A 13,489-nucleotide genomic window follows, 5' to 3' on the forward strand; every position below is an offset into this window, starting at 1 on the left:
TCTTATTATTATACTTCATACTTAACGTTTATAACAAGTAAAATCAGCTATATAAATTCACTGAAACTTAATATCAGATTTAACAATTTCATATTTAATTTTTGAAAATTATAAAAGAAGGTTATTAACCTTCTTTTATAAAACTCTGGACGCGCCTATATATCTGTCATGCCAATATCCGTTTTTCATAGTTGCAATAGCTATACCTTGACTGGTAGTTGCACTTATAAAATCTCCCGAACCGATATAAATTCCTGAATGAGATACACCTTCATCATAAGTATTAAAAAATACCAAGTCTCCCGGTCTCAAAGAATTTATATTAATTTTATTACCCCTTTCAAATTGTTCATCTGCAGATCTGGGTAAATCAATACCTTGACGATTAAATACATACTGAATAAAGCCTGAGCAATCAAAACCTTCTGGAGTAATACCTCCAAATCTATATGGAACACCTATATAACGTTTAGCTTCTTCAGTTATATTTTTTACTTTACCTTTTAAAACGCCTGCTTCTTTCCACCTTACGATGTGATCATCAATCCCGTATATATTTTCAGTATTATGAAAAACATTCTTATTCTTACGCTTATTTTTTTTATTCGGTATATGCTTTCCTACAAGAGCAAAATATGTTTCTTCTCCTATTATTCCGTCTACTTTTAATTTTTTTCTTTTCTGAAAAATTCTCACAGCGTTTTCAGTATCTTTTCCATATTTTCCGTCAATTTCAATTTTTATACCTTGTTTAACTAATTTTCTTTGAATTAATTTTACAATTTCACCGCTATTACCAATTTTATAAGCAGAATTTCCTATATCCCCTGTGCCAAACACAAGTGCTGTAACAAAAACTGCAATAATACATTGTTTTTTCATTTGTGTTTATCTCCTGAATATCAATAATCTTTCTTATAAATAATAGCACATTATTATTTTTTCTTCTATTTTGCAATTAAAAAAATCGCCATCGGGCGACTTTTTTAATATTTGTCAAAATCCAAATTATTTAAAATTTCTTTTAAATTTAACAATTCTTCCTTTGTTAACGTTATACCTTTTGTCATCTTCTCATGATTTTCATCCCATGATCTAATATCAAATTTGGGTTCACGTTCATTCCAACTTGTATAAGTTAACTGCTTTTTCCATCCATTTGAGCCGATTGACAAATCTCCCAACTCTTCTTCTATAGTAATAGTAATTTGTGTTGCCATTAATTTCACCTCAACTTCATACGTTTTTATACTAGCATATATTTAATTAAAAAATCAATGTTATTTAACATAAATTAATTATTTCCCCTAATCTCTTTTTCAATATTTTTTTGAAATTTTTGTTTGTCTTTTGCTGATAAATAATTTAACAAAACAGAAAATTTAACTACCCCTCCATCTATTCGTTTACCTAAATACAAATCTTTCCAATAAACAGATACACCTGCAATTTCATTATATGAAAGCTTTTCATATTTAGGTAAAATTTTCCAATTTTCATTAGAAGGCATAATAAATAATACATTTTCACAAAATAATACAATCGGAAGATTTAATATACATATTCTCCATAATGATATTAATACAATAATTAATTCAACATAATAATTATGTTGATAATTATTGTATATATAGTTTATACAATAAGCCGAAACAACTGAATAAAACAATGAAGCAACTATCCTTACAGATTTTTTTCTATACATTTGACGAATCACTATACAGGTTTTAAACACTTCATATAAATTTTCCATTTTTATCTTTCAACTCTTTTTTGTGCAATAAAAGGTCGTTTACTTCTTGGTTCATTGAAAATGCTGTCATAAACAATCCATTTCTTCAAATTTATTTTTTTATTCTTATGTGAATTTATTTCATTGTTATTTAAAATTTGCAAATTCACATAATTTCTTTTTTCTTCTTTAAATTTATCTTTTTCCACAAAATTATAAATATTTTTTTCTTTTTGTTTTTCTTCTTGTTTTTGTTCTGAAGTTTTATCCCACGATTTTTTTATAATGTTCCTTACTTTTTCATAATCATAATTTTTTCCATAATTTTTAATTTCATATGATTCTTTTTCTTTGTTTTCTGAATTTTTATTTTTTTTAATATATCCATTTACAAAAACAAATGCCAACCATATAAAAATTGCTATAACCATTTCAGTCGACATACATTTCACCCTTATAATAAATCATGAGTTGTATCATTTTCAGCAATTGTATTACGCATTTTTGTATCTGCATTAATATTTTTTAAATTATAATAATCCATTACTCCCAAATTACCTTTTCTAAGTGCTTCAGATAATGCACGAGGAACATCCGCTTGGGATTCTACCACTTTTGCTTGCATTTCTTGTGTATATGCACGCATTTCTTGTTCTTTAGCAACAGCCATTGCACGTCTTTCTTCCGCTCTCGCTTGTGCAATTTGCTTGTCGGCTTCCGCTTGATCTGTTTGTAATTGTGCTCCTATATTTCTTCCTACATCCACATCAGCTATATCAATAGAAAGTATTTCAAATGCTGTTCCGGAATCTAACCCTTTCCCTAAAACGGTCCTTGAAATATGATCCGGATTTTCCAACACATCAGTATGCTTTTCAGATGATCCCACCGTAGTTACTATACCTTCCCCTACACGAGCAATAATTGTAGCTTCACCTGCACCCCCAACCAATCTGTCTATATTTGCACGTACAGTTACTCTTGCACGCACTTTCAATTCAATACCGTTTTTCGCTACTGCAGATATTGTGGGCGTTTCGATAACTTTTGGATTTACACTCATTTGCACAGCTTCCAATACATTTCTACCTGCCAAATCAATTGCAGCCGCTTGTTCAAATGATAATAAAATTTGTGCTCTATGAGCGGCAATTAATGCATCAACAACATTATCAACATTTCCTCCTGCCAAATAATGTGCTTCCAATTGATTTACATTTAAATTCAATCCGGCTTTTGTCCCTTTTATAAGCGGTAAAACAATCATGCGAGGTTGTACACGTCTTAATCTCATTCCTACAAGATCAAACAATGAAATTGAAACTCTTGATGATAATGCCGAAATCCACAACCCCAAAGGTATAAAATTTAAAAATACAACTATAAAAAATACAAAAAAACAAAACCTATTCCGGGTACTAAAAATATTTCCATATCTGCTCTCCTTTAAAAATTATCTAATCTTACAACAACTTGGCTTCCATTAATATTTATTACCGTTATTTTTTTATTGACTTCAATAAAATCACCGTCAGATATAGCATCAAATATAGCTTTATCAATTTTTACTTTTCCTGTCGGCCTTAAAACAGTAGTAGTTATTCCTTGCTTACCTATATATTTATTCAAATCCAACGATGATGATTTATATCCTTTGGATGAACTTAAAATTACTTTTTGTGAAAGTTTGTCCCATAAAATACTTTTTGACATTCTCTTTAAAAGAATGTATGCAACAATAATCGAAAATGCAAAGCCGGCAAAGACTATATAAAACGCATATAAATTTGCTCCTAAATTTATATATAATCCCATACATATGCACAAAATACCTGCCATTGAAATCGCACCGGTAAAAAAAATTAATAAATCACAAAATAATAAAATTATTCCCGAAAAAAACAGTAATATATCCCACATGTAAAGTAGTTCGCTTCCATGTATAAAAAACAATATACTTCCCGAAATAATTGCAACAATACCGGCACCTGAAAATCCCGCTGTTTTTATCTCAGCAAAAATAGATATAAAAATTACTGAAACAAGTGTTATTTCCATTATAAAATTATTCATAAAAATATAATCATTACCTGAAAAAGCAAGTATTTTCATGGGGAATAAAATACTCGTTAATAACGCTGTAAGTAAAGATATTTGTATTTTATGCATTAACCCTCCAAACATACTTTTTATTACTTTAATTATACTATATTTATAAGTTTCAAACTACAAAGTAATTATAATTAGTACGTTTAATTATATTCTAAAAAAATGACCCCCGAAAATTACATATTAAATCGAAATTCAGAGGTCTGATATAATTAGATTATTTATTTAATGTTTGAACTTTTGTAACCCTTTAATGCACTGATTACTTTAATATTTTTCATATAAGGACGAAGTTTTTCCGGAACGGTAATTGAACCGTCTTCATTTTGATAATTTTCCATTATTGCAGCAACAGTTCTTCCTACAGCAAGTCCGGATCCGTTTAACGTATGTACAAACTCCGGCTTGGCTCCTTTACATCTGCGGAAACGAATATTGGCACGTCTGGCTTGGAAATCCAAACAATTTGAGCAAGACGATATTTCTCTATATTTATTTTGTGCCGGCATCCAAACTTCAACGTCATAAGTTTTTGATGCTGAAAATCCTATATCCCCGGTACATAAACATACTACTCTATATGGTAAATTTAATTCTTGTAAAACTTTTTCAGCTTCATTTGTTAAAGACTCCAATTCATCTTTGCTGTCTTCAGGTTTACAATATTTAACCATTTCAACTTTTTGGAATTGATGTTGACGAATTAATCCACGTGTATCTTTTCCGGCAGATCCTGCTTCTTTTCTAAAACACGGTGTAAGTGCAGTAAAATGCACAGGAAGTATACTTGCATCTAAAATTTCACCTGCAAAATAGTTAGTTAAAGGCACTTCTGCTGTAGGTGTCATATACATTGTTTCCCCTTCAACTTTATACATATCTTCCGCAAATTTCGGAAGTTGTCCTGTACCTTGCATTGAAGATTCATTAATAATATATGGAGGAATAACTTCTGTAAATGTACCTTCTACAGTATGAAGATCTAACATGAAATTATAAACTGCTCGTTCTAATTTAGCTATTGCATCTATATAAAAAGTAAATCTTGCTCCTGAAACTTTCCCTGCACGTTCAAAATCCAGCATCTTAAGTGATTCACCCAATTCATAGTGTGCTTTTATAGGAAAATCAAATTTGCGCGGAACACCCCAACGTCTTATTTCAGGATTTTCACTATCATCTTTACCTACCGGTACCGATTCATCTACAATATTAGGAATATGAAGTAATAGGTTATGTAATTCTTTTTCGATTTTATTTAAATCTATATCTATTTCAGAAATTTGATTACCTACTTTACGCATTTCTGCAATAGCTGCAGATGCATCTTCACCTTTCTTCTTAGCTATTGCAATATTTTTACTTTCTATATTTCTTCTACTTTTTAATTTTTCGGTTTCTTGCAATAATTCACGTCTCTTTCGGTCAAGTTCCAAAACTTTATTTAAATCAAAATTATTATTTCGATTTATCAAATTTTCCTTTACAAGGTCAAAATTTTCTCTTATAAATTTCAAATCAAGCATTTTAATCTCCTTTTGCAAACAAAAAAACCTCGCCTCATTGGGACGAAGTTATCGCGGTGCCACCCATATTCAGAAATTTAATAAATTTCCCTCATTGATTTTATAACGAAATCACTCGTTCGATTCTTCACCGACTGCTCCTGAGCGGATCTCTTTTTTACGGATACAAATTCTCACCAAACATTTGCTCTCTTGAAACTTTCAAAAAGATATTCTCATTCATCGCTTTCAAGGTAATTATAGACTATATATCAATTTTTGTAAAGAAATAAAGGTAAATGAATAAAATAATTCATTTACCTTTATTTTATAATTTTTCATACATAGGATATTTCTCACACAATTTTTTTACACGTTTTTTACATTCAGATTGTTTTTCTTCCTTTTCAGAATTTTTTAAAGATACAGATATAATATCTGCAATTTCAATAAAATCTTTTTCATTTAAACCCCTTGTAGTAAGTGCTGCGGAACCTAATCGTATTCCACTTGTAACAAAAGAACTTAAAGTTTCAAAAGGAATTGTATTTTTATTGCAAGTAATTCCAATTTCATCTAAAATATTTTGTGCTTCTTTACCAGTAATACCAAGCGATGTCAAATCTGCCAAGAGAACATGTGTGTCCGTTCCGCCGGAAACTACTCTTATTCCATTTTTTTGTAATGTGTCGGATAAAGCTTTTTCATTTAATTTTACTTTTTTTGCATAAATTTTAAAATCATCTTGCATTGCTTCACCGAATGCTACCGCCTTAGCTGCTATAACATGCATCAACGGTCCGCCTTGCATCCCCGGAAATACAGCTTTATCTATAAGTTTTGCATATTTTCCCTTACACAATATCACTCCACCTCGAGGCCCTCTAAGAGTTTTATGAGTTGTAGTCGTTACAATATCAGCCCATTTCATAGGATTAGGATATTCATCTCCTGCAACCAAACCTGCGAAATGTGCCATATCCACCATAAATAAAGCATTTACAGATTTTGCAATATATGAAATTCTTTCAAAATCTATTATTCTTGAATATGCACTTGTTCCACCTATGATAAGTTTAGGATTTACAGCTTTAGCCGTTTTTTCCAAAGCATCATAATCAATTAATTCGTCATCTTTACGTACTCCATATGGAATAACATTAAAATATTTTCCGGAAATATTAACAGGACTACCATGAGTTAAATGTCCACCGTCATTTAAATTCATTCCCATAATCGTATCGCCGGGATTAAGCATAGCATAATAAACAGCAAAATTTGCTTGTGACCCTGAATGCGGTTGAACGTTTGCATGTTCTGCATTAAATATTGTTTTTACTCTATTAATTGCAAGTTGTTCTACTTTATCTACATATTCACATCCGCCATAATAACGTTTTCCCGGATATCCTTCAGCATATTTATTAGTAAGAATACTTCCTTGTGCCTCCAAAACAGCTTCACTTACAAAATTTTCAGAAGCAATCATTTCCAATTTATCACGTTGACGTGTTAATTCTTCTTTTATACTGAAAAAAATTTCAGGATCTAATTTTTTTAAATTTTCCATATATAAAAGTATCCTTTCTTAATAAATTATAATTTATAGTAAATAATATAGTAACAGTATATCATATCATTAAATTAAAAACTTACTCAAAAATAAAATGACCTCGAAAATTTTACTCGAGATCATTTTATTTTAAATCAGTTATTGTTTGGTATATCTTGCACGTTCTCCGCCCACAAGCATAGGTCTTGTTCTTGCACCGCAAACCAATGCTTCACCGATTTTATTATTTTTCAATCTTATCGGAACTGCAACACGTTTTAAATGCATTCCTATCATTGTCAATCCTATGTCCAATCCTCCATGAGCTTTAACACTCATAACTGCAACAGGATCTTCAAACATTTCATATGCATTTGTAGAAAATGCTCCACCGGCATGAAGCCACGGAACCACTGAAACTTCTTCCAAATTATATTTTTCAGCTGTTTTTCTTTCTACAATTAATGAGCGATTTAAGTGTTCACAACACTGAAAAGCAAGCAATAAACCTTTTTCTTCAGCCGCTTTCATCAAAGTTGATACAACTGCAGTGCCTATTTCAAAAGAACTGTCTTTACCGATTCTTCCTCCTCGTATTTCGCTGGATGAACCACCTATAACTATCAAATTACCTTTTTTAAAATTTGATACTTGACAAAGTTCTTCAAAAGCAGCTAAACTTTGTTTTTTTAATTCCTCATACATGATTATGGCTCCTTTCTATTTGTCTGATTTTTTCAAGACGCCTTTCATGTCGACCACCTTCAAACTTTGAATTTATAAATGCGTCTAAAATACTTACTGCCAATCCGGGACCTATTACTCTTGCTCCTAATGCCAATACATTTGCATCATTATGTGCTCTCGTAAAATGCGCTGAAAATTCATCACTGCACAATGCAGCTCTGATTCCATTAATTTTATTTGCTGTAATTGACATTCCTATTCCTGTACCGCAAATCAATACGGCGTAAGTAACTTTTCCTGATAATACAAGTTTACATGCTTTCTCTGCATAATCAGGATAATCACAAGATTCTTGAGAATCAGTTCCGCAATCAATATAGGGTATTTTTAATTCTTGTAAATGCTTGATTAATTCATTCTTTAATAAAAATCCCCCATGATCTCCGGCTATGGCAATTTTCATAAATGCATTCACCTCTTTATATTTTTATAAAAAATTAATGTTTCTGACTATATAATACTTCTATTTCTCTACAAAAACAATATGCTGACCTGAAGCTTTTTTCAATCTGTTCATAATTGCCATACCAATTCCTTTATTATCTGTACCTTCTCCAATGATTTGATCAATTTTTTTGGAATTGAAAAACAACAGTCCTTTAAACAAATTTCTTGCCATGCTTTTTTTATCGGAACGTTTACCCCAGCAAAATACTATACTGTTTTTCGGTAACTTTTCTGCTGTTTCTTTACTTACAAAAAATCCATATATTTTATCATTTTCATTTGAAACTTCAAGTATAGATTCTTCAACTTTATTCTCATTTCCTACATAAATTTCCAATGGAGCCGACGGTGCATAATGTCTATATTTCATTCCGGGAGCTTTCGGTTTTTCATTACTCTTTTTTAATGCCGTATCTAAAGAAGTTGGTGCTAATTCCGATAACATTTCTTGAGTAATTGCACCGGGACGATAAATTATTATTTTTCCTTCATTTACCGCAACAATAGTAGATTCCAAACCTATCTTACTGTCACCGTTATCTATTACCGCATTTATTCTACCGTCTAAATCGTTCAAAACGCTTTTTGCATATGTAGGACTCGGTCTAGTCGATATATTTGCACTTGGACCTGCCAACGGAACTTTCGCTGCACGAATTAATGCTCTTGTTGCATTGTTATCTGGACATCTTATAGCTACTGTATCAAGTCCACCTGATGTTTCATAAGGTATAATATCTTTTTTTTCAAATACTATCGTTAAAGGTCCCGGCCAATATAAATCCATTAATTTATGTTCCAAATCATTTATATTTTTTACAAAATTTTTCACTTGAGATTTATCTGCAACATGAACAATTAAAGGGTTATCTGATGGACGACCTTTAGCTTTATAAATTTTTTTTGCCGCTTTTGAACTTAAAGCGTTTCCTCCAAGTCCATACACTGTTTCTGTTGGAAATGCTACAAGTCCGCCTTTTCTTATTATGTATCCTAATTTATTAACCAAATCGGAATAATATTTTTTATTTACATTTATTTTTTTTGTTTTCATTAATTTTCTTTCCGCAAAATTTCACTCTTATTTTGCTTTTAATAAATTCACTCTTATATATTGTATATTCACTTTATATCTTCACTCAAATATGTGTTTAAGTCAACAATATTTAAACAAATAAAAACAGATTCTTTATAAAAAAAGAATCTGCCGAGGTTTCATCAATTTTATTTTCGTATACAATAAACGGCTCTTTCTATATTTCCATAATCTTTAATTATTTCAAAATCGGTAAAATATCCTGTTGATTCAAACATTTCTTTTACAATCAAGCTTTGATGAATTCCTACTTCAACAGCTAAAAATCCGCCTGAATTTAAAAATTTTTCTGCATTTTCCGCTATTTTTCTATAAAAATTTAACCCGTCTTTACCTCCATCTAAAGCAATCAACGGTTCATTTTTAACTTCTTTTTGTAAAAATTCAATATCATCTGTAGGTATATATGGAGGATTACTGAATATACCGTCAAATTTTTCACCTTTTTTTAAAGCGTTAAAAAAATCTCCCTTTCTTAATTCTATTCTATTTTCCAATGATAAATTTTTTATATTTTTTTTGGAGATTTCAATAGCATCATCAGATATATCAATACCTACACCTTTTGCATTTTTACAATATTTTAAAAAGCTGCATATTATTGCTCCGCTTCCGCATCCTATATCAGCCACAAACAGTTCTATATCATTTTTATGAATTTGTATAACTTTTTCTACCCATGTTTCCGTATCCGGTCTTGGAATTAAAACCTTATCATTAACAAAAAATTTAAATCCCATAAAATCTTTTTCGCCTATAAGTGTTGCTACTGAAAAACCATTTATTCTATTTTGAATAAGTTTTTTAAATTCTTTCAATTCATTTTTATTAACTATTTGTTCAAAATCTGTATATAAATATATTCTTGTCTTTTTTAAAACATATGATAAAAGAAGTTCCGCATCCAATCTTGGGGTTTCCAATTTATGCTTTTTAAAGTATTCAGTTGTCCAATTTAGTAATTTTTTTATTGTCCAAATTTCTTTTTCAACCATTACCTTCCCCTTCTTTAATTTTGAGATTTAAATCTGCCTCTATCAATCGATCTATAATCGGTTCCATATATCCGTTCATAAAACTATCCATTTGATAAACTGAAACGCCTATACGATGATCTGTAATTCTTCCTTGCGGATAATTGTATGTACGTATACGTTCAGATCTATCTCCTGACCCTACTTGTTCTTTTCTGTTTTGAGCAGTTTCACTTTTAGTTTTACGTAAAGCTTCATCATAAAGTCTGGCTTTTAAAATTTGCATCGCTTTTTCTCTATTTTGTCTTTGATCTCTTTCATTTTGACAAGTTACTACAATTCCTGTAGGTAAATGTGTTATACGAATTGCCGATGAAGTTTTATTTATATGCTGTCCGCCCGCTCCGGATGCTCTATATACATCTACACGTATATCTTCTTTAGATATTTCTATATCTACATCTTCAGCTTCCGGAAGTACAGCAACTGTTACTGCTGAAGTATGTACTCTGCCTGAACTTTCCGTTTCAGGTATACGCTGCACTCTATGTACTCCGCTTTCAAACTTCAAAATAGAATATGCATTATGACCGTCTATAGTACATATAACTTCACGATATCCTCCAAGATCCGTTTCATTCATGTCTACAATAGAACATTTCCATTTTCTATGTTCTGCAAATTTTAAATACATTTTTAAAAGATCTGCTACAAATAATGCAGCTTCATCTCCACCTGTTCCGGCACGAATTTCCAAAATTACATTTCTGCTATCGTTCGGATCTTTAGGAATTAAAAGTAAGTGAAGCTGATGTTCTAATTTTTCTATTTCTTTTTCAGCCTCTTTTAAATCTTCTTTTGCCAATTCAAAAAGTTCTTCTTGATTTTTATCATTTAAAATTTCAAGTGCGGCATTTTGGGTTTCAACTACTTTTTTATATTGTCTGTATAAAGTTACAATTTCACCCAATTCTGCATGTTCTTTTGAAAATTTTCTCCATTTTTCTTGATTTTCTATTACAGACGGATCGCTCAACTTATCTTCCAGTGTTAAATATCTATTTTCAATTCCTTGTAATTTATCTGTTTTCATACTTTCCCCCATACAACATAATTCTTTTTTAGTATACCAAAAAAACTGCTAAATATACAAAAAGCAGCAAAATAAAAAACAGGGCTCTTACCCTGCTTCTTATTCTGCTGTTTTTCCATAACGTTTATTGAACTTTTCAATACGTCCACGAGCTTTACCGAAACGTTGCTGTCCTGTGTAGAACGGATGAGATTTACTACTGATATCAATATTAATCAGAGGGTATTCATTACCATCTTCCCATTTCACTGTCTGTGCAGACGTAGCTGTAGAACGAGTCAAAAATGAATAATCAGCACCGGTGTCGCGGAAAACGACTGGATGATAATCCGGATGAATTCCTTTTTTCACTTCTTGCACCTCACTTCTTAACATAGATAATTCTTACTGATTATAACAAAATAAATAATTCATTGCAAGACACTACATACATATTATTTACAAATCAAAATTCTATTTTTTCATAAAATTTTCTATTTCTTTTATAAAACTGTCTTTTGCATGATAACCGATTATTCTTCCCAACTCTTTACCGTTTCTATAAATAACAAATGTAGGAAATCCTTGCACTTTAAACGATTGTGCCAATTCTGGAAGTTCTTCACTATTTAATTTAAAAAATTTCATTCTGCCGCTATACATCTCTTCAAGTTTCTTTAATGTCGGTTCCATAACTTGGCAAGGACGACACCATGCTGCCCAAATGTCCAATACTGTCAATCCTTTTTCTGAAAATACATATGCCTCCAAAGCTTCTTTTGAATGAATGTCTATCATAGCTTCTCCCCTCTTAATCTTTATTAAGTAAAATGCTATAAACATCTCTATGTAAACTTTTATTTTCTTTTATAAAAATTTTTTTACCGAATTCTTTTTCCCACAAATCTATGTACTTTCTCAAATAATTTGCAACTTCAACCTGACACTCAATAGTTAAATCAAATGAAGAATTTCCTGTTTTTCTCATAAATTCCAAATCTTTGTGAATTTTATTTGAAATTCGCTTTAAAGTGAAAACTTTACCTACTCCGCCACAAACAGAACAATCATCATAATATTTATATAATAAACTATGTACTGTTCGTTCTCTGGTCATTTCTACAAGTCCTAACGATGTCATTCCGCAAATAACCGTTTTTACAAAATCTTTTTTTAATTCTTTTTTTAAATATCCTATCAACTGCTCTCTTCGCTTTAAATCTTTCATATCTATGAAATCTATCATAATGATTCCGCCGATTCCACGAAGTCGAAGTTGTCTTGCTATTTCACAAGCAGCTTCTTTATTTACAAAAAATGCTACATCTTCATGTGACATATTTTTATTAAATGAGCCTGAATTTACATCAATTACAGTAAGAGCCTCAGCATAATCAAAAATAATACTTCCTCCCGACTTCAGCTCAATTTTCCTTTTGTATAACTTTTGAATTTCATCTTCAATATTAAATACTTCAAATAAAGGTTTTTTCTCATTATAAAAAGTTATAGTTTTTGAATATTCGGGAAAATATTCTGATATTAATTTATTCATACGATTGTATGTAGATTTATCATCAATAAGAAGTTTTTTTACATCTTTATCTAAATAATCTCTAATACATCGCATTGATAAATCACTATTCCTATATAGAAGTCCAGTATTTTTTTCTCTTTTAAATCTTTTTTGCACAACATCAGATTCGTAAATAAGTTTTTTTAGTTCTTTCAGAAAAGATTCTACACTTGTTTCAATTGATTCAGTTCGAATAATCGCACCATATCCTTCAGGAAGTATTGTTTTTGTAATATTTCTAAATTTTTCTCTTAAATCTTCATCATGAATTTTTTTTGATACTCCGATATAATTTGTACCTTTTATAAGAACTGCATATTTCCCTTTGAAAGAAATTTTTTCAGTTACAAGAGGACCTTTTGTATAAGTACTTTCTTTTTTTATTTGAACTAAAAGAGTCTCCCCCTCAGTGGGTAATGTACCACGATTTATAATATCATCATAGCGCAAATAAGCATTTTTACCGCCACCGATATCCAAAAACACTCCGTTTATTGAATTTACTACATTTTTTACTATACCTACGTATATTTCTCCGGCAACTTCTTCTGATGAATTATCTTCAATAATCAAATCATTTAAAATTTCATCTTCTACTACGGCAAGCATAGATTCTTCCGAACTTACACTTAGTAATAAATATTTATTCATATACAATCGCTTTCATTTCTAAATAAAA

Annotated in this window: 16 protein-coding genes and 1 other annotated feature; all 16 genes read right to left on the reverse strand. The window is 30.5% G+C overall.

Going from position 1 to position 13,489, the window contains the following annotated elements:
* Positions 1–135: 135 nt before the first annotated feature.
* Positions 136–882, reverse strand: coding sequence for a C40 family peptidase (locus HMPREF9083_RS00780; RefSeq protein ID WP_007555472.1), 747 nt, complete (start codon positions 880–882; stop codon positions 136–138).
* A gap of 104 nt (positions 883–986) precedes the next feature.
* Entirely contained in the window at positions 987–1,220 is a 234-nt protein-coding gene (locus HMPREF9083_RS00785) for a YdbC family protein (protein ID WP_007554385.1), read from the reverse strand.
* 74 nt (positions 1,221–1,294) lie between these two features.
* A complete protein-coding gene (locus tag HMPREF9083_RS00790; RefSeq protein WP_007555473.1) occupies positions 1,295–1,753 on the reverse strand; it encodes a hypothetical protein in 459 nt (152 codons plus the stop codon).
* 2 nt (positions 1,754–1,755) lie between these two features.
* Complete coding sequence (locus HMPREF9083_RS00795) at positions 1,756–2,175, reverse strand: hypothetical protein (protein ID WP_007555474.1); 420 nt, start codon at positions 2,173–2,175, stop codon at positions 1,756–1,758.
* Positions 2,176–2,186: 11 nt separating this feature from the next.
* The gene (gene floA / locus HMPREF9083_RS00800) at positions 2,187–3,089 is read right to left on the reverse strand and encodes a flotillin-like protein FloA (protein WP_007555475.1); all 903 of its coding nucleotides are present in this window, start codon (positions 3,087–3,089) and stop codon (positions 2,187–2,189) included.
* Between the two features lie 89 nt (positions 3,090–3,178).
* Entirely contained in the window at positions 3,179–3,901 is a 723-nt protein-coding gene (locus HMPREF9083_RS00805) for an NfeD family protein (RefSeq protein ID WP_155800557.1), read from the reverse strand.
* A 161-nt stretch (positions 3,902–4,062) separates the two neighbouring features.
* The gene (gene serS, locus HMPREF9083_RS00810; RefSeq protein WP_007555477.1) at positions 4,063–5,367 is read right to left on the reverse strand and encodes a serine--tRNA ligase; all 1,305 of its coding nucleotides are present in this window, start codon (positions 5,365–5,367) and stop codon (positions 4,063–4,065) included.
* 35 nt (positions 5,368–5,402) lie between these two features.
* Positions 5,403–5,599, reverse strand: a binding site (T-box leader).
* 75 nt (positions 5,600–5,674) lie between these two features.
* On the reverse strand, positions 5,675–6,916 hold the full coding sequence (locus HMPREF9083_RS00815) for a serine hydroxymethyltransferase (RefSeq protein WP_007555478.1): 1,242 nt from the start codon (positions 6,914–6,916) through the stop codon (positions 5,675–5,677).
* A gap of 141 nt (positions 6,917–7,057) precedes the next feature.
* The gene (locus HMPREF9083_RS00820) at positions 7,058–7,603 is read right to left on the reverse strand and encodes a TIGR01440 family protein (protein ID WP_007554279.1); all 546 of its coding nucleotides are present in this window, start codon (positions 7,601–7,603) and stop codon (positions 7,058–7,060) included.
* Positions 7,596–8,048: a ribose 5-phosphate isomerase B gene (gene rpiB, locus HMPREF9083_RS00825; protein WP_007555479.1), complete on the reverse strand. Its 453-nt coding sequence runs from the start codon at positions 8,046–8,048 to the stop codon at positions 7,596–7,598. Before rpiB ends, HMPREF9083_RS00820 begins: the two co-directional genes overlap by 8 nt.
* A 60-nt stretch (positions 8,049–8,108) precedes the next feature.
* On the reverse strand, positions 8,109–9,146 hold the full coding sequence (locus HMPREF9083_RS00830; RefSeq protein WP_007555480.1) for an L-threonylcarbamoyladenylate synthase: 1,038 nt from the start codon (positions 9,144–9,146) through the stop codon (positions 8,109–8,111).
* 170 nt (positions 9,147–9,316) lie between these two features.
* Positions 9,317–10,183, reverse strand: coding sequence for a peptide chain release factor N(5)-glutamine methyltransferase (prmC, locus tag HMPREF9083_RS00835; RefSeq protein ID WP_007555481.1), 867 nt, complete (start codon positions 10,181–10,183; stop codon positions 9,317–9,319).
* Positions 10,176–11,255, reverse strand: coding sequence for a peptide chain release factor 1 (prfA, locus tag HMPREF9083_RS00840; protein ID WP_007555482.1), 1,080 nt, complete (start codon positions 11,253–11,255; stop codon positions 10,176–10,178). The genes prmC and prfA overlap by 8 nt, the downstream gene beginning before the upstream one ends.
* Positions 11,256–11,354: 99 nt before the next feature.
* Complete coding sequence (locus HMPREF9083_RS00845) at positions 11,355–11,606, reverse strand: type B 50S ribosomal protein L31 (RefSeq protein ID WP_035062775.1); 252 nt, start codon at positions 11,604–11,606, stop codon at positions 11,355–11,357.
* Positions 11,607–11,708: 102 nt separating this feature from the next.
* Positions 11,709–12,032, reverse strand: a complete 324-nt coding sequence (locus tag HMPREF9083_RS00850; protein ID WP_007554275.1) for a thioredoxin family protein — start codon at positions 12,030–12,032, stop codon at positions 11,709–11,711.
* Positions 12,033–12,045: 13 nt separating this feature from the next.
* Positions 12,046–13,461, reverse strand: a complete 1,416-nt coding sequence (locus tag HMPREF9083_RS00855) for an Rne/Rng family ribonuclease (protein WP_007555485.1) — start codon at positions 13,459–13,461, stop codon at positions 12,046–12,048.
* Positions 13,462–13,489 lie beyond the last annotated feature (28 nt).

The sequence above is a fragment of the Dialister micraerophilus DSM 19965 genome, from assembly GCF_000194985.1.
GTDB classification, from domain to species: domain Bacteria; phylum Bacillota; class Negativicutes; order Veillonellales; family Dialisteraceae; genus Dialister; species Dialister micraerophilus.